Origin of the sequence: Streptomyces sp. NPDC057702, from assembly GCF_042799315.1 — a bacterium.
In the GTDB taxonomy this organism is placed as follows: domain Bacteria; phylum Actinomycetota; class Actinomycetes; order Streptomycetales; family Streptomycetaceae; genus Streptomyces.
This window is the reverse complement of the sequence record NZ_JBHVJC010000001.1, coordinates 162,178-184,793: the sequence shown is the minus strand read 5'-3', so window position 1 is coordinate 184,793 and position 22,616 is coordinate 162,178. Positions and strand designations below refer to the sequence as shown.

Here is a 22,616-nt window from a genome sequence, read left to right as displayed (position 1 = left end):
GCCCCCCCGCCCCCCCCCGCCCCGGGCGCCCGCCCCGCCCGCCCCCCCCCCGGGCGGGCCGGGGGGGGGGGCGCTCGGGCCCGCCGGACCCCGTGGCCGGCGCGCCGGGCGCGGCCGACCGGGTGTGGGGGGCGGGTGGGGGGTCGACGGCGACCGGGTGGCCAGGCCCGGCCGTCGCCACGTGCTCGGGGCGGACCGTGGCCGGATGGCCGGGGCCGGCCTGCGGGTGGGTCGGGTACGCGGCGGGGCCGGGCGGGGCCGGGCGGCCGATGGCGTACGTGCCGGAGCCGGGAGGTGCCGGGTGGCCGGGGGCGTCGTGCGGGGTGGTCTGGTCGCGCCGCGCGGGGCCGGGGGCGTACGCGGCGGGGCCGGGCGGCGACGGGGCGTGACCCGGTGGCGTGGCCCGCCGGGGGGCGCCGACGGCGAGCGGCAGGTCCTCGTCGGAGGTGGGGTGCGCGCCGTACGCGCCGAGCAGCGCGATCGCGCCGGACGCGGTCAGCCGGCGCGCCGGGTCGCGCTCCAGGAGGCCGAGGATGACGGGGGCGAGCGGGCCGGCCTGCGCCGGCGCGTGGATCTCGTCGAAGACGACGGCGTGCAGCACCCCGCCCAGCGAGTCGCGGCGGAACGGGGACTCGCCGCTGACCAGCGTGCACAGCAGCACCCCGAGCGACCACAGGTCGGACTCGGGGCCGGTCCTGCGGCCCGACATCCGCTCGGGCGCGGTGTACTCGGGCGAGCCGACGAAGGTGCCCGTCTCGGTGATGGTGGTGGCCCCGGCGACCTGGGCGATGCCGAAGTCGGTGAGCACCACGCGCCCGGTGCCGGCCTCCATCAGCACGTTGGCCGGCTTGATGTCGCGGTGCAGCACGCCGCGCGCGTGCGCGGTGCCCAGCGCGTCGAGCAGGGCCAGGACGATGCGGGCCGCCTCACGCTGGTCGACCGGCCCGCTCTCGGCGATCTGGTCGGCCAGCGAGTGCCCGTCGACCAACTCCATGACGATCCAGGGGCGTTCGTCCTGCTCGACCACGTCGTGCAGGACCACGACGTGGGGGTGCCCCAACTGGGCGACGGTGCGCGCCTCGCGGAGCGTGCGCTCGCGCCGCAGCTGGGCGTCCAGCGCGGACAGCCCCTCGTCCAGGTGCAGTTCCTTGACCGCGACCTGCCGGCCGAGCAGGTCGTCCTGGGCCCGCCACACGGTCCCCATGCCGCCGCGCCCGAGCTGCCCCACCAGTCGATAACGCCCGGCGATCAGCCGCGCGTTGCCCCCGTTGCGTACCATGCGGCCATCTTGCAACACGCGTTACGGCGCTCCCGCGCTCAGGGGCGCGCCCCTACGCCCCCTCCACACACCCTGTCGCCAACCCTCGCAACGCGCTGTACGCCTGCTGGATGAAGGCCCCGTTCAGCGCGGGCGCCCGGTTGGCCAGGGCGACCAGCGAGACGCCCGCCTGCGGGCTGAACCCGGCGAACGCGGTGAAGCCCCGCGTGCCGCCCGAGTGGTGGTAGAGGTCGAACCCGGGGCGCGGGCGGATGTTCCACACCAGGGCCATCCGCGCGGTGCCGCGCGGCACCACGAGCCGGGGCCGGATCACGTCCGCCAGGGCCGTGGTCAGCCGGGCCGGTGTCGTACCGGGGGCCGTGCGCGGATCGGCGAGCGCGTCCAGCAGGTCGAGCAGGTCGCGGGTGGTGGAGCGCAGCGCGCCGGCCCCGGGCAGGCCGGGGATCTCCCACGGCGGGCGGGCCCGGCCGTGCCAGTAGCCGGTGGCCTGGACGGCGTCGGGCGCGCAGCTCGTCCGACGCAGCCCGAGCGGGCGCAGCACGCGGGCGGCCAGGAGTTCGCCGTAGTCGCCGTAGGCCCCCCGGCTGGGCGTCGCGGCCCGCGCGAGCAGGTGGCCGAGGAGGCCGACGCCGAAGTTGGAGTACCGGAACCGGTGGCCGGCGCGCGAGCGCGGACGCGTCCGGCCGAGGGCGGCCAGCAGGTCCTCGGTGCGGAAGGTGGCGTACGGGTTGGTGAACCACTCCGGCGCGGCCTGGGCCAGGAAGCCGGGTGGCAGTCGGGGCAGCCCGGAGGTGTGGGTGGCCAGGTGGAGCAGCGTGATCGGGTCGCCCGGCACGCGCGGGGCGGCCACCCGGGGCAGGAAGCGGGTGATCGGGTCCTCGTACCGCACCTCGCCGCGCGCCACCGACTCGGCCAGCAGCAGCGCGGTGAACGGCTTGGTCAGCGAGCCGATCTCGAAGCGCGTGTCGGCGTCCACCGGGCGGCCGTCGCCCCAGGCGGTACGCCCGTCCGCGAGGAAGACCCGGTCCGTACCCCGCCGCGCGGCGACCGCGACCCCACTGGCCCCCGGCGCGGCCCGCAGCAACGGCACCAGCGCCTCGGTGGCCCACTCGGGCTCGGCCCCCACCGGCACCGGCCCCCGCCGCGCCCGCCCCCCGGAGGCCACGGGGGCCGCTGTCGCGGCGGGCGTCCGGGTGGGGGTCGGGGTGGCGGTCTGCGCGCGGAGCGGGCCACTGGCGGCGCCGGCCGAACGGGCGGGTCCGGCCGGGCCGGTGGCGGGGGTGGCTGGGCCGCTGGCCGGACTGACGGGGCCGCTGGCCGAGAGGGCGGAGGTGGCTGAGCCGCTGCCCGAACGGGTGGGCCTGGCCGGTCCGCTGGCCGAGGAGGCCGAGCCACTGGCCGGCCTCTTGGATGTCGCGGAGGTCTCCGCGCCGCCCGCCGAGGCGGCAGCCACCGAACCGTTCGCGGAGGTGACGGGCGCGGCGGGGTTGCCGGCGGGCGCCACTGCGGCGCCCGCGCCGCTGGCCGAGGAGGCCGGGCCACCGGCCGAAGTAACAGGACCGGCCGGGCCGCTGGCCGGGGTAGCGGGGTTGCCGGCGGGCGCCGCTGGGGCGCCCGCGCCGCTCGCCGAGGAGGCCGGGCCACCGGCCGAAGTAACAGGACCAGCCGGACCGCTGGCGGAAGTGGCCGAACCGTCGGCCGAACGGGCGAACCCGGCCGGGCCGCTGGCCGATGAGGCCGAATCCCCGGCCGGGGTGGCGGGCCCGCTCGCCGAGGAGGCCGGGCCACCGGCCGAAGCGGCCGGGGTGACGGGTGGGGCCGGGTCGGTGGTGGGGCGGCCGGTGGTCGGTCGCGTGCCGCGCGCCGGGGCGTCGGCGCGGCCCGCCTTCGCGCGGCCCGCCCGCGCGGGGCGACTCTTCGCGGGGCCCGCCTTCGCACGGCCCGCCTTCCCGGGGTTCGCCGCCGCGCGGCCGGAGTCGGCACGGCCCGGCTCGCCGGGCGCGCGCTCACCGGGCGGCGGCAACGCGGGGGGTGGCGCCGCCTTCGGATCGTCCGCGCGCCGGCGGGAACGCGCGCCGCCGGACTTACGGGAGGGTCCGCCGGTCCCGCGCGGCGGGGACGCGGGGGTCCCGTCGGACGCGGGAGCCCCGCCGGTGGCGGGGCGGGGGCCCTGCTCCTCGCGTGGGCCGCTCACCGGCCCGCCGGCGCGTGCTGGCCGCCGCCCAGGGTGCGGGAGACCGCCAGGGTGCCGGCGACGGCGGCGACCACGGCGGTGTGCTGGTGGTGTTCGAAGCGCTCGTCCGGGTCGTCGGAGACGGGGTCCCCGTCGCGGGGCAGCAGGCCGTCCGCGTGCTGGACCCGGGCCAGCAGTTCCCAGTCGGCCGCGTCGCAGTACGGGCGCTCCAGACAGCAGCCGACGATCATCAGCTCGGCGACCAGGTCCCACTGCTCGATCTCGGCCCAGATGTCGATCCACACCGGCAGCCAGGTCGCGACGTACTCGGTCAGCTCGTGCGAGAGGCCGGTGGGGTTGGCGCCCCAGTCGGTGAGGTGGAAGACGGCGTGGGTGAGCGAGTAGCCGGTCATCCAGTCGATGAGCCAGGGTTCGGGGGTGCCGCCGAGCCAGGTCGCGCGGGCCAGCGCGTCCCAGTCGTAGGCGTGCCGGCCCGAGTCGAGGCCGACGATGCGGGCCGCGTTGGCGACCGCGAGCTTGCGGTTGGGCATCTGCTCCAGCCCGTGTACGGTCCGCAGCCCCGAGGTGTGCGCGAGCAGCCGCTCCAGCGGCTGGTGCCGGTAGCCGGCCCGGGTGAAGTGCGCGTACGTCTCCAGCGGGTCGCTCATCATCGGGTAGCGCAACAGCCGCTCGTAGAGCATGTCGCCCTCGCCGAACTGCCGCCAGCAGTAGTCGATCAGCTCGCGGGCCACCCGCAGCTCGGTGGTCCCGGCGGCGGCCTCGCGTAGCACCAGGGTGCCGGCCAGCGCCGTCTCGCCCAGCGGCTTGTACACGCTGTTCGGGTCGCCGAGGTCGGCCGTGGTGTCGTCGGGCAGCGCCCCACGCTCGTGGTGGGTGTGCAGCCAGGCCAGCGCCTTCGAGCTGACCTGGTGCGCGGTCTGGGTGACGGACGCCGTCATGCGGGGGGCTCCAGTGCGAGCAGTCGGCGGGCGATGGCCAGGTCGAGGGAGAGCCGGGGTCCGCCGCCGCCGAGCAGTTCGAGGTGCTCGATCAGCGGAGGCAGCTCCAGCGGCAGCGGTACGCCGTCGGCGGCGAGCAGGGCCAGCCAGCGCACGACCCGGGTGGCGGTGGGGTGGTCGCGGCGCAGCATGGCGCGGCTGGCGCCGCGCGCCAGGGCCAGCGGGGCGGCCCGCGCGGCGCGGTGGACGGGGCTGTCCAGGCCGGGCAGGGCCAGCGGCGAGAGCTGCCCCATGCGCACGGACCAGCGCTGCCAGTCCAGGCCGGCGGCCTCGGCGGCCGAGGCGGGGGCGTCGGCGGCGTAGGGGCTGCCCGTGGTGCCGGCGGCGCTCAGCCGGTCGGCGGCGTAGGAGCCCTCGGGGACGCGCACGGCCTCGCGCGCGCGGGCGCCGCCGGTGCCGTACGCGGCCCGGAGCCGGTCGTCGGCCAGCAGCGGCGCGCCCTGCGGCTGGGGTGCCTGTACCCCGGTGACCCGCGCGGTGTCGATGCCGGTCAGCTCGGCCAGGCCGGCGACGTCGGCGCCGGGAGCGGCGGGCGGGCCGAGGGGGGCGGTGAAGCGGCCGAGCAGTTCGGCCATCGCCCAGTCGCGCCAGGCGACGACCCAGGGTTCGGCCGGGCCTTCGGGGGGCGGGGTGGGCGAGGTGACGGGCGGCGGGAAGATCGTGAAGGACGTGGCGAAGGCCGCCGCGTCCTGGGGGTGGAACACGCTGTCGCCGAGCAGGAAGGGGGCGAAGGCGTCCGCCCCCACGACCCGTAGGGCGGCCAGTGCGGCCTTCGGATCGTCCGCACGCTCCACATGCTCGGCGACCAGGGCCGTGCCCCCGGCGCCCCGAAGGGCGCCGAGGACACGAAGAGCCAGGTCGGCCGCCGATTCGGCGTAGGCCGTCTGCGACCGATCGGGGCTCACTTGTCCTTCGGCTCCTTCGGCGAAAGAAGCGCGAGAAGGAGCAGCACACCCGCGGCCTGCGGCGTGTACATCGGGGCGTCGCTCAGCGGCGCCTCGGGCTCCGTCATCAGGTGACCGACGGCAGCCTGGTCAGTGGGGGTCGCGAGTAGGGATGCGGTGTGCTGAGCAAGCATCGATTGCCTCCTCAATAGTTGTGGCCATCGCTGTCGATGACTGTTCACGATGTCCTAATTTACACCTCTTCAATCTGATATGCGGCTCGGCGTGGCCGACCCGCTGACATCGCCCCCGCAAGCACGCGTCCGGCGTAACGCCGCCCCCAACTCGGTGACCGACGTCGCCTCTTGGTGAGCCTTAAACAGAACCCTGTAAGAAATAGGCGCCCGGCCGGCCACCGCGAGCGTCCGCCGTGGAGACGCCGACGGCGGCGGCCGGCCGCCCCGGGGACCGCCCCCGGCGCCGCGCCGACCGCCGCCGCCTCCCGCTCCGCAACTCACCGCCCGCCGGCCGCCGTTCGCCCGCGCTCGCGCGGGCGTGAGCGCGCGCGGGCGCGGGCACCTCAGCCGCGCACCCGCCAACTCCGGCTGTCCGTCAGCGACTCGCGCACCTTCGGGTCACGCACGGCGGCCGTGTCGTCGGTGGCGCGCGCCGTGATCCGGTGGCCCGAGCCACCCGGCCGTACGCCCAGCGCGGCCGGGGTGACCGCGTCCTTGCCGCGCGCCGCGCGCACCTCACGCCCGTCCACGTACCAGCGCACCGACGCCGAAGCCGGCACCTGGACGCGCACCCGCTGCCCCCGGGCCAGCGGCCGGTCGGTGGGCGTCGCGCTGCTCAGCACGCTCGCGTGCCGGTAGAAGCCCGCGATCATCGCCTCGCGTCCGGGCAGGTTGAACTCCCGCCCCAGGGTGCGCATGATCGAGTTCTCGGTGGGGCGGTTGATGCCGCGCGGGTAGTAGTCGCCGCCCTCGTACGCCCCGACCGTGCCGCCGTCCGGCGACGGCTGGCCGAGCCAGCGGTACCACTTGGCGCGCCGGTCGGCCATGGCGGAGGCGCCCAGGGTGCTGGCGTTGGCGGCGGGCCGCTCGGGCCCGGTGTAGGTGCCGTACTCCTCGTAGACGTACTCGTCGGCGAGCTTGCCCAGCGAGTGGCCCGTCTCGTGCACGGCGACCTGGGCGGAGTCGGGGTGGTCGGAGGAGACGGTGGCGATGCCGTCGTAACCGGGCCCGGAGACCACGTCGTTGTAGCCGGCGCCGCCGTACTTGGTGGCGTTGCTGACCACGATGACCAGGTCGGCGGCGGGCGCCTTGGCCGCGTACGACTCGACCTTGTCGGTGTCCACGCACAGCAGCCGCTCCAGCCCGTCGCACCAGAAGTACGAGCCGAGCGCGGTGTCGCGCACCACGGACCGGGTGGGGTCGCCGGAGACGCCGGAGTCCCGCGAGACCGCGCCCACCGCCCACACGTTGAACAGGCCCCGGTAGGCGTCGTACGGGGCGACCTCCGAGACCCGCTCCCACGTGGCGCGCGCGTCGGTCTGGAAGTCGGCCTGCTGGTCGGCGGTGTAGCCGTCGCCGATGACGACGACGTCCAGCTTGTCGGCGACGGAGCCGTTCCGCGCGATCGGCGTCACCTCGCCGTCGCCGGACCGCGCGGCCGGGGCCAGCGGGCGCTGGGCGCGGGCGATGCGCTCGGGCGTTACGGCCGGCACCCGCACGTGCCGGCCGTGGCCACCGGGCCCGCTGAAGTACTCGACCTCGTGGGTGCGTTGGTCGGCCGCGCTCCCGCGCCGCTGTTCGGCGGCGCCACCCGCCGCGCTCGCGGTCCCGGCGAGCACCGCGACGGCGGCGACCCCCGCCACCATCGCGCTGGTCCGCCGGCGGGCTCGATCACGTCTGGGCATGGCGACTCTCCCGTGGAGGGTACGTAAACGGCTTGTTAAGTCAACTTAAGCTGCCGCTCAAGGTAGAGGTGCCGGGAGCCGTCGGACAATGGGTCGGACCCGTCTTTCGCGGGGAACGGGGCGGGAACGCGCCGCGCGGCCCGCCCTCCGGCGCCCCGGCACCGACCCCGGGGGGCGGGCCGGGACGACCCGGGCGGGGCGCGGTCAGGCGTCGCGGGTCAGCCGCAGCAGCCGGTCGAGCACCGCGCCGCCCTGGGCCCGCACGCCGTCGTGCTCGTACTCGTCGGTGACCCAGGTCCGCAGGCCCCGGATCGCGCGGGCGGTGGCCAGCGCGTGGTCGGTGTCCACGAACAGGTCGTCGTGGTAGATCGCGGCGGCCACTGGCACGGTGTTGCGGGCCAGCCGCTCGACGTCGTACAGCGGACCCCAACCGGTGCGCTCGGCCAGGGCGTTCGCCGTCTCGCGCAGCGGGCGCAGCGCGGGCTGGGCCTGGAGCATCCACGGGTGCACGCTTTCACCGGTGAGCAGCACGGGCGCGCCGGCGGCGACCGCGCCCACCGCGTCGAACTGGGCGAACTCGGCCCGTACGCGGTGCGCCGACCAGTTGGTGGCGCGGCCGTCCTGTGCGTAGATGGACTCGTGCAGCAGCGTGTAGAGCGGGCTGGCGGCACGGCCGAGCACGGCGGCGACCCGCTCGCCGAACGCGTCGCTGAGCCGGGGCCCGTCGACGGTGGTCACGAAGGGGTCCTCCAGCAGGTAGTGCAGCCGGTGCGAGCCCTCGCCGCCGCCGAGCAGGATGCCGAGCTGCTGGAGGGTCTCGGGCGTGAGCGCGGAGCCGTCCGGCAGCACCTCCTGGTGCGTGCCCAGGTGTCGTACGAGGCGGGCGAGGATGTCGGCGTCGCCGGGGTAACGGGCGTAGTGCGCCAGCGTCTTGCGCTCCATGCGCGGGTAGGCGGCCCGGTAGACCGCGTCGGCGTCCGTGGTCAGGCCGGGCAGCCCGCCGGTGATCACGGCCGCGGCGAGCCCCTCGGGCGCGTACGAGAGGTAGCTGACCGTGCAGAAGCCGCCGAAGCTCTGGCCGAGCACCGTCCACGGGCGTCCCCCCGTCAGGCGGGCCCGGATCAGCTCGCAGTCGCGCACGATCGCGTCGGCCCGGAAGTGGCTGAGGTACTCGGCCTGTTCGGCGGGGGCGCCCCGGGTCGGCAGGGTCTGCCGGTTGGCGGGGGTGGAGCGGCCGGTGCCGCGCTGGTCGAGGAGGAGGACCCGGAACTCCTCCAGGGCCCGGCCGAGCCAGCCGCCGCGCCCCACCGGGCGGTCGGCGCCGAAGCCCGGCCCGCCCTGGAGGTAGAGCAGCCAGGGCAGCCCGTCGCGGTCGGCGTACCGGTCGGCGGCGACGACCTCGCGGGCGTAGAGGCGCACCTGTTCCCCGTCGGGCGCGGCGTGGTCCAGGGGGACGTCGAAGAGGTGATCGGTGAGGACCAGGCCCGGCTGGCGTACGGTCGCGGGAGAGTCGATCACGTTCGACATCTGTCCATCCTCCAGCAAATCGACTAGTTAAATGAATTTATCGCGGAGATAAACCGCTTCGCGACCAACCTACCCGTGGGAGACGAGGGCACGGTGGCTGACAAGGGCACCCGGGCGGCCGGGGACCCGGCGCCCCGGGGCGGCAGGGGCACGGCGCGCGAGCGCGAACCGCAGCGCGTGGGGCGCGGCGAACCCCGTGGCGTGGCACGGCGCGCGGCGGCCCGCCGGCCGGTGGCGGGCGAGGCGCGCGCCGAGCGACCGGCCGGCCGGACACCGAGGCCGGCCGCCGAACCGGCCGAGGACGCGGCCGAGGACCTGACCAGCCCGCGCGCCATCGGGCGCCGCGTGCTGCGGCTGCGCACCGAACGCGGGCTCACCCAGCGCCAGGTCGCCGAGCCCGCGTACACCGCCGCCTACGTCTCCACGCTGGAGGCGGGCCGGGTGCGCCCCTCGGACACCGCGCTGCGCCACCTGGCCGGACGACTGGGCACCAGCCCCGAGGAGTTGGCCACCGGCCGCTCCCCGGGGGCCGCCACCGACCTGCGGATGGCCCTGGCCGACGCCCGGCAGACGCTGGCGACGGGCGCGGCCCACGGCGCGGCCGAGGCGTTCGCCGCGCTGCTCGACCAGGCCCGACACCTGGCGCTGCCGACCGAGCAGGCCACGGCGCTGGTCGGACTCGGCGACTGCGCCCTGGAGAGCGGTGAACTGGGCACGGCGCGCGAGCGGTTCGAGGAGGCCGAGCGGACGCTGGCGGCGGAGCCGCTGCCGTGCCGGGTCCCCGCCATCCGGGGCCGGGCCACCGCCCACCTGCTGGCGGGCGAACTCCGTTACGCCTGCTACCTGCTGGAGAGCGCGCTGGACGAGCTCAACGCCTCCGGGTTGCACGACCCCGACGCGCTGCTGCTCCTGTACACCGCGGCCATCGCCCCGTACATGGACATGGGCGCGCACGCGCGGGCAGCGCAGGCCGCCGAGTTGGCGCTGGCGCTGGCGCCCCGGGTGGCCGACCCGGTCCTGGTCGCCGGCATGCACCGGGGCGTGGCCCGCACCCTGATCGCGGAGGGCCGCACGGCCGAGGCGGACGCCTCGCTGGCCAAGGCGCAGGAGCTCTACCGGCAGGCGCGCCTGCACACCGATCTGGCGCACTGCCACTGGATGCGCGGTTACGTCCACGCCCAGGACGGCGACCTGGCCCGGGCCGAGGACGAACTCCGCACCGCCCGCGCGATGCTGGCCGCCAAGCGCGCCGCGCTGTTCACCACGCAGGTCGAGGTGGAACTCGCGGACGTCCTGCGCCGCCGGGGCAAGATCACCGAGGCCCAGGACCTCCTGCGCCCCCTCCTGGCCCCCACCCCACGGCCCGCCCCCGCGCGCGACACGGACACGCCCCCGGCCGCGACCGGAGCGACCGGGCCGAGCGGGCCGGCCGCCGAAGCCATCCGCCGGGACGCGGGCCCGGCCACGGGCGGGTTGACGGCCGAGCGGGGCGCCGTGCACGCGGGCGGGGCGCATCGGCTGCTCGGCCTGATCGCGGAGGAACGCGGCGACGTCGAGGCCGCCGAGGAGCACTACTGCGCCGCGCTGTCCCTGCTGGAGCGTTCCGGCGCGGCCGGCGACCTGGCCGACCTGTGCCGGCTCCTCGGCGACCTGCTCCGCCGCACCGGCCGTGTGGAGGCAGCCCTCGACGCGTACCGCACCGGCCTGGGCCACCGCGCCGCCCCCGGCACCACCACCCTGGGCCCCGCCCCCGCCAGCCCCCCGACCGGCCCGCTGACAAGCCTCTGACCAAGACCGCCCCCGCACGCCCGCCCCCGGCGGGGCGGAACGTACGGGGGCGGGGCGGGCGGGGGTCGCCCGGGTGGGGCGGGCGGACGCGAGGCGCGGGGCGCGTCACGCGGGGCCCACGGAGGTCGTACGCGGCGGCGCCGGGCCGCGCGGGCCCCTTACGGAAGCGGCGCGTACGCACACCGCGCACACGGAACCGGCTCGCGCGGGGCCGTCAGGCGGAGAGGGGTTCGGCCGTCTCGTCGGTCGCCGTGTGGAGGTCGGGGTAGACCTCGAAGAGGCGGCGTACGCCGAGCGCGGCGAGGACGCGGTTCACGTGGGAGCCGTCCACGGCTCCCTGGGCGGGCAGTATCAGCCGCAGCCGCCCCGAGCACGAGCGCATCAGCCGGCGGGCGGCGATGAGCACGCCGACGCCGCTGGAGTCGCAGAACCGGACCTCGCCCAGGTCCAGCACGAGACTTCGGCGCCCCTCGGCGACCGCGTCGTGCACGTGCTGCCGGACGGCGGGCGAGGTCACCAGGTCCATCTCGCCGCAGACCCGCAGCACGGCCCACTCCCCTTGTTCGACCTCCAACACCTTCAACGTCACGCGCCCGACGTCCCTTCCTCGTCCGCCCACCGGAACCCGTCAACCGGAACTGGCTGCTCCCGGAGCGGCTGCCCGTGCGCCACGCCACGAAACCCCGGACCCACGCGAAACCAGCCAACCCTTCCGACCCTATGCCCCGCTACGGCACAACAGCCGCAAAAATCCGGTCACACGCCCATAACACATCGCCACCTTCGCACATGAGCATTCGACACCGATCAAAGTTCCCTGGCCCAAAGTGATCGCCGCCATACCATCAGCGACCACCCGGCCGATGGACCTTGTGCCAAAGCCCCGTTGCCCGCGACGCTCCGGACTACATTCGGGGGACGGTGGCATGGACCGGCACACGGTTCGGGACGGGAATCGGGGACCTTGGGGGCCCGCATGACGCAGGAAGCACCGCTTCGCTGGGATCGCAAGATGCAGCAGCGCCTGGCCCGCGGCGAGGCAGCCGCGCTCGGTGAGCTGTACGACCGCTTCGCGTCCCTGGTGCACCACCTCGCCTACCGCGTACTCGGCGAGGAGGAGGCGGCCGACCGCATCACCCGCGACGTCTTCGCCCACGTCTGGGAGAACCCGGACTCCTTCGACCCGAAGCGGAGTTCGCTGCGCTCGTGGATCGCCGGCCTCACCCACCAGCAGGCGGTACACCGGCTGCGCCAGGCCAAGGCCGCCACCGCGCACGAGGACGCGGACGGCGACGGGGACACCCCGGAGGAGGTGGAGCGCAAGATCCAGAGCGCCTCCGCCGCCGCCCGCGCCGACTACATCGTGACCGCCATGCCCGCGCCGCTGCGCAGCGCGCTCGAACTCGCCTACCGCGAGCGGCAGGACTACCGCCAGGCCGCCGCCGCGCTCGGGGTCACCGAGGACGAGGCCCGGCGGCGACTGCGGCTCGGGCTGCAACTGCTCTCCACGGCGCACGACGCCGCCCCACGGGCCGTCGCGCCCCCGGAGCACGGGCGGACCCGGTGAGCGGGCCGGGCGTGCCGGGCCGCAGCGGCCCCGACGACAGCAACGCCCCCGGCCCCGCCGGGCGGCCTCGTATACCCGCGCCGCGCGCGCCCGCCGAGGACAGCGGGCACTGGCCCCGCTCGGTGTCGGCCCGGCCGCGCGGCGCGCCCACCACGCCGCCGGCGCCCGGCGGGCCGTCCGAGGCCGCGCGAGCGGAGGCCGAGACACGAGACACGGAGCCCGAGGCGGATGCACTTAACCCCACGACAGCGCGCCCTGACCCCCGACCGGCGGCCGACACGACGCCCGACCCCGACACACGAGGCGGGGACGGCGCCGTGAGCGCGGCGTCCGACCTGATCGGCGCGCCCGGGGCGCCCGCCCCCTCGCACCGGGTACTCAAGTCGATGCTCGGCGCGTGGGCGCTGGCCGCCTGCTCGCCCGAAGAGATCGCGGTGGTCGACCACCATCTCAACCAGTGCCCCACCTGCGCCGAGGAGGCCGTACGGCTGCGCAGGGCGGTCGGCCTGCTGCACGCGGAGGAGAACCTCGACCTCAGTCCGCAGCTCAGATCGCGGGTGCTCGCCGGCTGTCTGGGCCGCCGCCCGGCCCGTATCCCGGTGCCCGAGTGGGCGGCGCCGTACGACGCGGAGACCGCCCGACTCGACGCGCTGGTCAGCGACATGGGCGCGGCGGAGTGGCGCGCGCCGGTCACGTTGCGGTGGTTCGACGGTGAGCGGGCCCGTGTGCGCGACACGACGGTGGCCGGCGTCATCGGCCATCTGCTGACGGTGGACGGCGTGGTCGCCACGGCCGTCGGGCTCCCCGACCCGCTCGGCCCCGACGCGCCCACCGGGCCGCTGGCCCGCACCGACGCGTACTGGCACGCCGAGCCCGCGCACGTGGCCCGGCTCACCGGGGCCGACGACCACCCACCCGGCCCGCGCCCGCCACGGGCCGCGACCCGACCGGCCGCCGGCGCCCCGTTGGAGCCCTCGCGGGCCGGCCCGCGCGCGGACGCCATCCGGGGCCCGTGGCGCGACCAGGGGCACGCGCTGATCCGGTCCGTGTCCTTCGCCGGCCGGGGTATCGCCCAGCTCTCGGTGCCCTACGGCGAGTTCGCGCTGCCGATGCGGGACTCGTTCCTGGACCGCGCCTTCGAGTGCTGGGTGCACGGCGTGGACATCGCGGAAGCGGTGCACTACCCGTACAAGCCGCCGGCCGCGGCGCACCTGAACCTGATGATCGACCTGTGCGCGCGGCTGTTGCCCCGGGTGCTCGCCGAGCGACGGCAGGCCGGGCTGGCGAGCCCGCCGCACAACCTGGGCCGGGCGGGCGTGCCGAGCCGCACGTTGCACCTGGAGGTCGAGGGGCACGGCGGCGGTCACTGGTACATCGCGCTCGACTCGCCCACCGCGCCGGCCTCCCCGGACGCGGAGGTGGCACACATCGCGCTGGATCGGGAGGAGTTCTGCCAGTTGGTGGCGGGTCACGTGCCACCGCTGGGCGCGGCGGCCGGCCAACTCGGCGACCCCGAGGCGATCCGCGACGTGCTCTACGCGACCGCCTCGCTCTCCCGCCTGTGAGCCCGCCCCGCAGCCCGCCGGGCCCGCCGAGGCACCTGACGCCGGTGGGACGCCGGGCCTCGCCACGACGCCGGGCACGGCGAGGCCCGGGGCCTCGCCCCGGCACCGATCCCGGGCTGGGCGCCGGGCCCCGGCAGGGCGACGCCCCCCGGTAGACGCCCGCCCCCGGTGGCGTACGGGCCGCGGCGGCACACGGACCGCCGCGCCCCGGCACCCCCAGCGCCCCAGACGACGAGCCCGCGCCAGTCGACGGCCCCCGGCGGTACGCGAGCCTCAGCGACACACGGGCGCGCGATCTCCGTCGGGCCCCCAGGCCCACGCGCAGGCCGGCACCCCGGCGACGAGCCCCCTCCGGCCAGCCCGTCGACCACCCGCACCCCAACGAGCCCGGCCCCCAGTCCCGGAAGACAAACCCACCCCGGGAGGCGGCCCCACCCCAGGGGGCGAGCCCACGCCGGACGACGAACCCACCCCGGGAGGCGGCCCCACCCCGGAATGACGAGCCCGTACCGAACGGCGACCCCACCCCAGACGGCGGCTCCGCGCCGGACAGCGACCCCACCCCAGGAGGCGAGCCCACCCCAGACGGCAGCCCCACGCCGGACAGCGGCCCACCCCAGGAGGCGACCCCACCCCAGACGGCGGCTCCGCGCTAGACAGTGGCCCCATCCCAGACGACGAGCCCGCGCCGAACGGCGACCCCACCCCCGGGCGGCGAGCCCACACTGGACGGCGGCCCCCGCCGGACAGCGGCCCCCGCCGGACGGCGGCCCCACCCAGGCGGCGAGCCCACCCCAGACGGCAGCCCCACGCCGAACGGCGACCCCACCCCAGGCGGCGAGCCCACACCGGACGGCGGCCCCACCCCAGACGGCAGCCCCGCGCCGGACAGCGGCCCACCTCAGGAGGCGGCCCCACCCCAGGAGGCGAGCCCGCGCCGGACGGCGGCTCCGCGCCGGACAGCGGCCCACCTCAGGAGGCGGCCCCACCCCAGGCGGCGAGCCCGCGCCGGACGGCGGCCCCGCGCCGGACAGCGGCCCACCCCAGGAGGCGGCCCCACCCCAGGCGGCGAGCCCGCGCCGGACGGCGGCCCCGCGCCGGACGGCGCTACGCGAAGACGACCGTGCGGCGGCCGTTGAGCAGGACGCGGCGCTCGCTGTGCCACTTGACGGCGCGGGCCAGGGCCTGGCACTCCACGTCGCGGCCCACCGCGACGAGCTGGTCCGGGGTGACGTCGTGGCCGACCCGCTCGACCTCCTGCTCGATGATCGGGCCCTCGTCGAGGTCGGCCGTCACGTAGTGCGCGGTGGCGCCGATGAGCTTGACGCCGCGCGCGTGCGCCTGGTGGTAGGGCTTGGCGCCCTTGAAGCTCGGCAGGAACGAGTGGTGGATGTTGATGATCCGCCCGGACAGCGCCTTGCACAGGTCGTCGGAGAGCACCTGCATGTAGCGGGCGAGCACGACGAGCTCGACGTTCTCCGCGCGGACCAGCTCCAGGAGCCGCGCCTCGGCCGCCGCCTTGGTGTCGGCGGTCACCGGGATGTGGTGGAAGGGAACGTCGTAGGAGGCGACGAGTTCGGCGAAGGTGGGGTGGTTGGAGACGACGGCCGCGATCTCGACGGGCAGCGCGCCGATGCTGGAGCGGAAGAGCAGGTCGTTGAGGCAGTGCCCGAACCGGCTCACCATCAGCACGACGCGCATCTTCTCGTCGGCCCGGTGGATCTGCCAGTCCATCGCGAAGGAGTCCCCGACGGCGGCGAAGCTGGCCCGCAGCTTCTCCACGGTGACCGGCGCCTGCGCGCGGGGGGCCGGCTCGGCGCTCTCCTCGCGCCCGCCGCCGGCGAAGTGCACCCGCATGAAGAACAGGCCGGTGTCGCGGTCGCCGAACTGCTGGCTGTCCTCGATGTTGCAACCGGTCATGAACAGGAAGCTGGACACGGCGTGCACGATGCCCTGTTTGTCGGGGCACGACAGCGTGAGCACGAAGCTCTCGGGAGCGGACGACGGCGCGGGGTGCGAGGCGTTCATAACGCGATAGCGTCGCACACCGCGCGGCGGGCCCGGGTGGTGCGGGTCGGCCCAGGCGGTGCGGGTCGGCCCCTGCACGCAACCTCGGGCTCGCGCCAGGAGCCGTTTCGGTCACGTCCTCCTCTCGGCTCGTCCGCGGCCGCGGGGCCACCGCCACCTTGCGGACCCGGTCTCCCTCGGCGTCGCGCGTTCGTCCGTGCTCGTCATCGGCGCGGTCCTCGGCCTCTTCCCCCTCACCCTGGGCGCGGTGGGCACTTTCCCGTCGGTGAAGCACCTGCGCGACAAGGTCGTGCCGCGACGGAGAGGCGTGAGGGTCGAGGCGCTCTCCGCGCACACACCGCCCGGGAGATCGGAGTACCGGTTCATCGACGGAGAGGGCAACAAGCGCACGTTCACGAGCGCGCTCCACACCGGAAGGTCTGAGGTGACCCACGACCCCAGGAACCCGAAGCGGACGGCCCCGAGCATGTCGCCACCACTACCGCTGGCGGTGCCGGTAACGACCCTGAAACTGGCTGTCGCCCCGGACCTGGTGGCAGGGGGCGTGGTCGCCGCCTTCAGCCCCGGGCTTCCCTGAGGACCCGCGTCCTCTCAGGCCGTGCGAGTCAGCTCCGCCAGCGCGTGCAGCGAGCGGGGCGGCACGTCCGGGTCCTCCCCGTCGCTCGCGGCCAGGTGCGCGTGGGCCTCGCGCGCGGCCCGCACCGCCTCCGGCCAACCGGGGTGGCCCATGTACGTGGAGACGGGCGCGTCCGCCCCGACCTCGTGCATGATGCGCAGCACCCGCAGCACGGCGACGTCCACGAGCGCGGCCTCCCGCGCGTCGCGGAAGATCGTCCCGACGTACTTCTCGGCCGACCAGTTGTCCAGCCAGGTGTCCTCGACCAGCCGGTACACGGCGTCGGTCACATCCCCGTACCCGTCCTGGCCCGCGAGCCAGCAGTCCCGTTGAAACCCGGGGTCGGAGAGCATGTGCAGCGCCGAGCGCACGTTGCTGCGCCAGCGCCACCACGGCATGTCAGTGAGCGGCATAGCGCCCATGGTGGTCGAGCGGCGACCGCGACGGGAAGTCTTCTCCGAACCTTGCACAGCAATCGATCATACGTTCCGCACAAGGAGCCCCCCTCACACCCCCGCAATTCACCTTCAATACACCTCGCATTAGACAGACAACTCTCAACCGTTCCGGGCGACGCGCAAGGGTCTGTGCCCATGAACGGTCGGCGACGTCCCTTCCTCCGTCCTTCCAATACCGCACGAGCGGCGGCGTGTGCGGCGGCCGGCACGCTGCTGATCAGTGGCTGCGGCATCCTCTCGGGGTCCTCCAGCGGCTCCCGCGACGACCCCATCACCGTGATGACCTGGGCCCCGGACGACACCAACGCGACGAACATGCCGGGCATGCCCGCCATGGCGCAGGCGTACGCCCGCTGGGTGAACGACAAGGGCGGCATCCACGGCCGCCCCCTGCGTGTCCTGACCTGCAACGACCGCAACGACGCCATCGCCGCCGCGCATTGCGCCCGGCGCGCCGCCGACGAACGGGCCGTGGCCGTCGTCGGCTCCTACAGCCAACACGGGCGCTCCTTCATGTCCCCGCTCGAAGCGGCCGGCATCCCCTACATAGGGGGCTACGGCCTCTCCGAGGAGGAGTTCAGCAGCCCCTTCTCCTATCCGGTCAACGGCGGCCAGGCGGCGCTGCTGGCGGGCAACGGGCGCCAGCTGGCCGGCGTGTGCGGGCCGGTGTCGCTGGTGCGTCCGGACACCATCGCCGGTGACGAACTGCCCGAACTCTTCGACGCGGGCCTGGCCGAGGGCGACCGCCGGCCGGCCGCCGACATCCGCGCCCCGGAGGACGCGAGCGACTACACGCGCCAGGCCGAGCAGGCGCTGTCCGGGGCGGGCACCGGCGCCACCCCGAGCACCGGCACCGGCGTGAGCGACGGCGCGGTCGCCGACACGACGGGCAACGGCCCGGGGTGCGTGACCGCGGCGCTCGGCAAGCGCACGAACACCTTCTTCGACTCCTTCCGCCGCGTGCAGAAGGAGGGCTCGAAGGTGCGGATCGCCTCGATCCTGGGCAGCGTGCGCCAGTCCCTGGTGGACAGCACGGGAGGCCGCGACAGCGCCCTGGAGGGCACGTACGCCACCGGCTGGTACCCGGTGGCCGACGACCCGCGCTGGAAGCCGATGCACACGGTCGTCGACGACTACGCCTTCGACGACAACCGCATCGACGTCGCCGACCCCGGCGTGCAGACCACGTGGATCGCGTACACGGCGCTCAGGTCCGTCCTCACCTCGCTCGACCCGGACAAGGTCAGCGCGCACTCGGTGCGCACCGTGCTGGATCGCGGCCACAGCGTCGACACCGGCGGCCTGACGCCCAAGCTACGCTGGCGCTTCCAGGACCTGCTGCCCATCCGCGACTACCCGCGGATCGTCAACGCCAACGTGACCTACCAGGTCGTCAGGGACGGCAAGCTGGTGGCGGTGCGGCAGGGCTTCGTGGACGTGGGCCGGACGCTGGTCAACCGCAAGGCGGCCTGACACCACGCGAGACGCGCCCCGCCCGGCCCGTGTGACGGGCGGGGCGGGGCGCGTCTCATGTGGCTAGAGCTGGGCCGCCTTGCGCTCCGTCAGCTTGTACTTGACCGCGAGGGGGTTCCACAGCTTCGCCGCCTGCTCCTTGGCCGCGCTGGCCGCGTCGCTGGCCCGGTTGCCGTTGAGCGTGTGCCCGGTGGAGCGGGCCCGGCCCTTGTCGCAGCCCTTCTTCTTGCCCGCCTGGTCGGCCCAGGCCGCGTAGTGGTTGTCCGCCGACGCGGAGGAGCGCCACGCCTTGGTGAGCGCCTGGGTGAGCTCCGCGTGCTGGGGGATCTTGTCCACCGAGAGCTCGCTGAGTCGGGTGACCAGGGCGTTGCGCTGCTGCGCCGCCGCTCGCAGGTCGGTGGCCGCCTTGGGCAGCGCCTTGCACGAGCGGATGTTGTTGACCGAGGCGATCACCGTGGCGCGGCTGTTGCCGCTGTCCTTGAGCAGCGCGTCCAGCGCCTTGACCTGCGGCTCGGCCGGATCGGCGGCCGGGGTGGGCGCGGGGGAGGCCGAGGGCGCCGCCGACTCGCTGGCCACGACCTCCTTATCGGACTCGACCTTCTTGTCGCCCTTGTCCTTCTTGTCGTCGTCGCCCATGCTCATCGCCGCGCCCGCCGCGAGCCCGGCCACGGCGCAGGCCGCGACCACCGCGCCGATGACCACCCCGCGCCGCGAGCGCCGCCGCCCGCCGTCGCCCCCGGGTCCGCCGCCCTGTCCGTCGTAGCCGCCGGGACCACCGTGGTCGGGGCCGTGGTCGTACGAGCCGTGCGGCGGGTACGCGCCCTGCCGCGGGGGCTGCGGGCCCGGGCCCTGGTCGAAGAGCGGCATCTGCTGCGTCGAGTCCGACGCCTCGCCCGCCCCCTCGGTCCGGAAGAGCCCGTCGAACTCCGCGGGCGGCTGCCGGTCGCCGGGCGCTCCGGGCCGTACCCCGTAGGGCGCGCCACCCGGGTGGGGCGGCGGGCCGGCCGCCGGGATCGGGCCCGGCAGCACCTGCGTCTCGTCGGCGGCGCCGGGCCGCGTCGGGCTGTCGCCGAAGACCGGTCGGCGCAGCATCGTGGTGGACTCGGCCGGCGACTCGGGCGGCTGCCGCAGCTCGGGCTGCGGCTGCCGGGCGCCGGCCGACGCGCCCGCTCCGGGGGCGGCGGACCGCGGGCGCAGGATCTGCGTGTGGCCCTGGTCGGCGGCGGGGGCCGGCGGCTGCGGGCGCAGGATCTGCGTGTGCGCCTGCCCGGCCGGGGGCGCCGCCGGCTGCGCGCGCAGGATCTGGGTCTGCGGCTGCGCCTCGGGCTGGTACGCGGCGGGCCGCCCGGGCTGGCCCGGGTAGGCGGCGGACCGCTCGGGCTCCCCGGCGTAGGACGCGGGCTGTCCCGGCTGCCCGGGGAGCTGACCGAACGCCCCCTGCTGGCCTCCGTACGATCCGGGCTGGCCCGACTGGCCCGACTGGCCCGCGTGGTCCGGCTGACCGGCGTAGGGGCCGCCCGGCAGCGGCTGGCCCGGCCCTGGCTGGCCGGGCTGGGGCTGGCCGGGCAGGGGGGCCTGGTCGTACGGGCTCGGCCGCGGGGCCTGCGGCTGGTCGGGCTGGCCCGGGTAGCCGTAGCCCTGCTGCGGGTAGCCGGCCGGCTGGTCGGCCTGCGGGTAGCCGTAGCCCGGGGCCGGAGCCTGCGGGTAGCCGTAGCCCTGACCCTGGGCCGGCGGGTAGCCGTAGCCCTGCGGGGCGGCGGGGAAGGGCTGGCCCTCGGCGGGCAGCGGCAGCGCGGGCACCCCGTAACCGCCGGGCGGCGGCTGCGGCGCGCCGGCGGGGGCGCCCTCGGCGGGCAGCGGCAACGCGCCACCGTGCGGCGGGCCGCCGGGCATCGGGCCGGGCAGCGCGGCGCCGGGCGGCGGGCCGCCCGCTATGGCCCCGCCGACCGGCGGCATGAACTGGGTGGCCTCCGCGTCGGGCCCGGTGGTCTGGCCGTACCCGGCGGGCGCGGCGGGCGGCAGCGCCTGGCCCGGCGCCGGCTCCCGCGCCATCAGCGTCCCGGCCGGCTCGGCGGGCGGCGGGCCCTGCGGCGGGCGCGGCGTGTCGGGGCCCCACGGGTCGCCCCAGGGCTGGCCCTCGGCCGGGGCCGCCTGGTCGGGCGAGGGCCAGCCCTGGGGCGCGCCCTGCCCTCCTCCGTGGCGCAGGCCAGCGGAGGGCAGGACCACGCCCTCGTGCGCGGGCGGGGCCGCAGGTGGCTGCGGCTCGTTTCCCTGTCCGCTCTGCGTCACCGGGGACTCCTATGAGATATGCGGGAAGTACGGAACCGCCGTCACGCTACCGGGTCGCCGCGCCCGGCGGGCCGCGGGCAACGCCCCAGGGCCCGCCGCACCGGGGCGTGTCGGGGGCGCGGACCGGTACGGATGGGGCGTGCCGCGACAGCTCACGCAGCACGCCACAAGGTCCCGCACAACGCCCACGCGGAAAGGGGCCCGGCGGGGGCCCGCGGGCCGCGCCGCCGAGCCCCCGCCGGTCCCGTGCCAGCGGCGCCGTACCCGCCTCACCCCCCGGTACGACACCGCGCCCTCCCCGCACGGGCCCGCTCTCCTCCTCCCCCGGCCCCGACTCCCAGGCCACCGCGCGCGAGGTCCCGCACGCCCACGGGCGCCCCCCGCGCGCCCCGTCGCGCCCGTGGTGGGCCAGAACACACCGCGCCGGCCGGTCGGTTACGCCGCCGCCACCTCCAGCCGGGCCTCGAACTCGCGCACCACGGGCTCGTCGCGGAAGGGTTCGAGCCGCTGCTGGAGGTCCTCCAGGTACTCCACTCCTCGGTGGGAGCGCAGCGCGCCCAGCAGTTCCACGGCGCGCGTCCCGGTGTGGCACGCCTCCTCGACCTCGCGCTGTTGGACCTGGGCGGCGGCCAGCAGCAGCAGGCCGATGGCGCGGCGGCGGGCCCGCGAGTCGGGGTGGCTGTCCACGGCCTCCCGCGCGCGCTGCCCGGCGGCCTCGCCCTGGCCCAGGTCGCGGTGGCAGTGGGCCAGCTCGTCGGCGAGGTAGGCGCCGTCGAAGTGCCGGATCCAGTGCGGGTCGTCGCCGGACTCGGGGGCGTCGTCGGCCTGTTCCAGCGCGGCCAGGGCCTGCCGGGTCGAGGTCTGGCAGGCCCCGGTGTCGCCGAGCAACGCGTGTCCACGCGCCTCGGCCGCGTGGAACATGGCCCGCACCCGTGGGGTGATCTGCCCCCGGGCGCCCTCCTGCGCGGCCCGCGCGAGCTGGGCGATCTCGCGCGGGTTGCCCAGGGCGGCGGCCAGGTGGCTCATGCTCGCGGCCAGCACGTACCCGCCGTACCCACGGTCGCCGGCGGCCTGGGCCAGCCGCAGCGCCTGGATGTAGTAGCGCTGGGCGAGGCCGGGTTGGCCGGTGTCGACGGCCATGTAGCCGGCGAGTTCGGTCAGCCGGGAGACGGCGGCGAACAGGTCGCGGCCCACCGACTCGCGGTAGGAGCCGGCCAGCAGCCCGGAGACCACGCTGTTCAGATAGTGGACGACGATCGGGCGCACGTGGCCGCTGCCGTAGCGGTGGTCGAGCTCGACGAGCGCCTCCGTGGTCGCGCGGACCGCGGCCACGTCGGCCTTGCCGACCCGGGCCCCCGCCGTGCGCGCCACCTGCGGGTCGGCGCTGGTGATCAGCCAGTCCCGGCTGGGCTCGACCAGCGCGGAGGCGGCGACCGTCGAGCCGCTGAGGAAGTCACGCCGCCCCACGTCGCTCCGCCACAGCTCGCAGACCTGCTCGATCGCGCCGAGCACGGTGGGCGAGAACTGGAGACCCACCCCCGAGGCGAGGTTCTTGCCGCCCGCCATGCCGATCTCGTCGATGGTGACGGTGCGCCCCAGCTTGCGCCCCAACGCCTCGGCGATGACCGCCGGGGCCCGCCCACGCGGCTGCTGGCCCCGCAGCCAGCGGGCCACGGACGTCTTGTCGTAGCGCAGGTCGAGGCCGTGTTCGGCGCCGCACATGTTCACGCGACGCGCCAACCCCGCGTTGGAACAAGCCGCTTCCTGGATGAGCGCCTGCAACCGTTCGTTCGGCTGCCGCGCCACGAGTGGCCTAGCGGCCATGGTGTACCCCCTGTTACTGCTGCGCGTTCACCCGGTGAACGCTGGTCTCTCGCCATCGCTGCCCGTGCCGGCGGCGGGAAATGCGACACGTGCCCGCCTCGGTCACGCGCGACGCCCACGGACCCCCGCGCCCCTCCCGACGCGTGACGACCGGAGGGGACCATGGCGTGTCCGTCACGGAAGGTGGTTACCCGCACACAGGCTG

The 22,616-nt window shown here is 76.2% G+C and carries 17 protein-coding genes; 5 read left to right on the top strand and 12 right to left on the bottom strand.

Features of this window, described 5'->3' with window-relative positions; genetic code table 11:
* The 7 genes from ACFVFR_RS00775 to ACFVFR_RS00745 form a co-directional block, all read right to left on the bottom strand.
* Nucleotides 1-1,279, bottom strand: a 1,279-nt coding sequence (locus tag ACFVFR_RS00775) for a protein kinase (protein WP_383696518.1), incomplete at its 3' end; no start/stop codon positions are given.
* A gap of 52 nt (nt 1,280-1,331) precedes the next feature.
* A complete protein-coding gene (locus ACFVFR_RS00770; protein ID WP_383696515.1) occupies nt 1,332-2,405 on the bottom strand; it encodes a serine hydrolase domain-containing protein in 1,074 nt (357 codons plus the stop codon).
* A 1,064-nt stretch (nt 2,406-3,469) separates the two neighbouring features.
* Complete coding sequence (locus tag ACFVFR_RS00765; protein WP_383696514.1) at nt 3,470-4,411, bottom strand: DUF6895 family protein; 942 nt, start codon at nt 4,409-4,411, stop codon at nt 3,470-3,472.
* Complete coding sequence (locus tag ACFVFR_RS00760; protein ID WP_383696511.1) at nt 4,408-5,376, bottom strand: hypothetical protein; 969 nt, start codon at nt 5,374-5,376, stop codon at nt 4,408-4,410. Before ACFVFR_RS00760 ends, ACFVFR_RS00765 begins: the two co-directional genes overlap by 4 nt.
* The gene (locus ACFVFR_RS00755; protein WP_383696508.1) at nt 5,373-5,549 is read right to left on the bottom strand and encodes a hypothetical protein; all 177 of its coding nucleotides are present in this window, start codon (nt 5,547-5,549) and stop codon (nt 5,373-5,375) included. Before ACFVFR_RS00755 ends, ACFVFR_RS00760 begins: the two co-directional genes overlap by 4 nt.
* A gap of 386 nt (nt 5,550-5,935) precedes the next feature.
* The gene (locus ACFVFR_RS00750; RefSeq protein WP_383696506.1) at nt 5,936-7,276 is read right to left on the bottom strand and encodes a M64 family metallopeptidase; all 1,341 of its coding nucleotides are present in this window, start codon (nt 7,274-7,276) and stop codon (nt 5,936-5,938) included.
* 204 nt (nt 7,277-7,480) lie between these two features.
* A complete protein-coding gene (locus ACFVFR_RS00745) occupies nt 7,481-8,803 on the bottom strand; it encodes an alpha/beta fold hydrolase (protein ID WP_383696503.1) in 1,323 nt (440 codons plus the stop codon).
* A 315-nt stretch (nt 8,804-9,118) separates the two neighbouring features.
* Between ACFVFR_RS00745 and ACFVFR_RS00740 the strand changes: the two genes are divergently transcribed.
* Nucleotides 9,119-10,591, top strand: coding sequence for a helix-turn-helix domain-containing protein (locus ACFVFR_RS00740; protein WP_383696798.1), 1,473 nt, complete (start codon nt 9,119-9,121; stop codon nt 10,589-10,591).
* 214 nt (nt 10,592-10,805) lie between these two features.
* Here the strand turns inward: ACFVFR_RS00740 and ACFVFR_RS00735 are convergent, their stop codons facing one another.
* Nucleotides 10,806-11,180: an STAS domain-containing protein gene (locus ACFVFR_RS00735; RefSeq protein ID WP_383696500.1), complete on the bottom strand. Its 375-nt coding sequence runs from the start codon at nt 11,178-11,180 to the stop codon at nt 10,806-10,808.
* A 387-nt stretch (nt 11,181-11,567) separates the two neighbouring features.
* Here ACFVFR_RS00735 and ACFVFR_RS00730 point away from each other — a divergent pair, with 387 nt between their 5' ends.
* On the top strand, nt 11,568-12,158 hold the full coding sequence (locus ACFVFR_RS00730; RefSeq protein ID WP_383696499.1) for an RNA polymerase sigma factor: 591 nt from the start codon (nt 11,568-11,570) through the stop codon (nt 12,156-12,158).
* On the top strand, nt 12,155-13,723 hold the full coding sequence (locus tag ACFVFR_RS00725; RefSeq protein ID WP_383696497.1) for an immediate early protein: 1,569 nt from the start codon (nt 12,155-12,157) through the stop codon (nt 13,721-13,723). The genes ACFVFR_RS00730 and ACFVFR_RS00725 overlap by 4 nt, the downstream gene beginning before the upstream one ends.
* Nucleotides 13,724-14,830: 1,107 nt before the next feature.
* Here ACFVFR_RS00725 and purU read toward each other — a convergent pair.
* Nucleotides 14,831-15,751, bottom strand: coding sequence for a formyltetrahydrofolate deformylase (gene purU, locus ACFVFR_RS00720; RefSeq protein WP_383696495.1), 921 nt, complete (start codon nt 15,749-15,751; stop codon nt 14,831-14,833).
* Nucleotides 15,752-15,947: 196 nt separating this feature from the next.
* Between purU and ACFVFR_RS00715 the strand changes: the two genes are divergently transcribed.
* Nucleotides 15,948-16,328 (top strand): hypothetical protein, encoded by a 381-nt coding sequence (locus tag ACFVFR_RS00715; RefSeq protein WP_383696493.1) that lies wholly within the window; start codon nt 15,948-15,950, stop codon nt 16,326-16,328.
* 14 nt (nt 16,329-16,342) lie between these two features.
* Here ACFVFR_RS00715 and ACFVFR_RS00710 read toward each other — a convergent pair whose 3' ends face one another.
* A complete protein-coding gene (locus tag ACFVFR_RS00710; protein WP_383696795.1) occupies nt 16,343-16,843 on the bottom strand; it encodes a hypothetical protein in 501 nt (166 codons plus the stop codon).
* Between the two features lie 117 nt (nt 16,844-16,960).
* On the opposite strand from ACFVFR_RS00710, the gene ACFVFR_RS00705 reads away from it, so the two are divergent.
* Nucleotides 16,961-18,298: an ABC transporter substrate-binding protein gene (locus ACFVFR_RS00705; protein WP_383696491.1), complete on the top strand. Its 1,338-nt coding sequence runs from the start codon at nt 16,961-16,963 to the stop codon at nt 18,296-18,298.
* A 63-nt stretch (nt 18,299-18,361) separates the two neighbouring features.
* Here the strand turns inward: ACFVFR_RS00705 and ACFVFR_RS00700 are convergent, their stop codons facing one another.
* Together ACFVFR_RS00700 and ACFVFR_RS00695 are read right to left on the bottom strand one after the other, a co-directional pair.
* A complete protein-coding gene (locus ACFVFR_RS00700) occupies nt 18,362-20,587 on the bottom strand; it encodes a hypothetical protein (protein WP_383696489.1) in 2,226 nt (741 codons plus the stop codon).
* 435 nt (nt 20,588-21,022) lie between these two features.
* Nucleotides 21,023-22,411: a transcriptional regulator gene (locus ACFVFR_RS00695; protein WP_383696487.1), complete on the bottom strand. Its 1,389-nt coding sequence runs from the start codon at nt 22,409-22,411 to the stop codon at nt 21,023-21,025.
* Nucleotides 22,412-22,616 lie beyond the last annotated feature (205 nt).

Bases quoted from the DNA above. Each gene is read 5' to 3' on its own strand.
- ACFVFR_RS00755 (WP_383696508.1), bottom strand. From the start codon at position 5,549: ATGCTTGCTCAGCACACCGCATCCCTACTCGCGACCCCCACTGACCAG.
- ACFVFR_RS00705 (WP_383696491.1), top strand. From the start codon at position 16,961: ATGAACGGTCGGCGACGTCCCTTCCTCCGTCCTTCCAATACCGCACGA.
- ACFVFR_RS00730 (WP_383696499.1), top strand. From the start codon at position 11,568: ATGACGCAGGAAGCACCGCTTCGCTGGGATCGCAAGATGCAGCAGCGC.
- ACFVFR_RS00695 (WP_383696487.1), bottom strand. From the start codon at position 22,411: ATGGCCGCTAGGCCACTCGTGGCGCGGCAGCCGAACGAACGGTTGCAG.
- ACFVFR_RS00765 (WP_383696514.1), bottom strand. From the start codon at position 4,411: ATGACGGCGTCCGTCACCCAGACCGCGCACCAGGTCAGCTCGAAGGCG.
- purU (WP_383696495.1), bottom strand. From the start codon at position 15,751: ATGAACGCCTCGCACCCCGCGCCGTCGTCCGCTCCCGAGAGCTTCGTG.
- ACFVFR_RS00745 (WP_383696503.1), bottom strand. From the start codon at position 8,803: ATGTCGAACGTGATCGACTCTCCCGCGACCGTACGCCAGCCGGGCCTG.
- ACFVFR_RS00750 (WP_383696506.1), bottom strand. From the start codon at position 7,276: ATGCCCAGACGTGATCGAGCCCGCCGGCGGACCAGCGCGATGGTGGCG.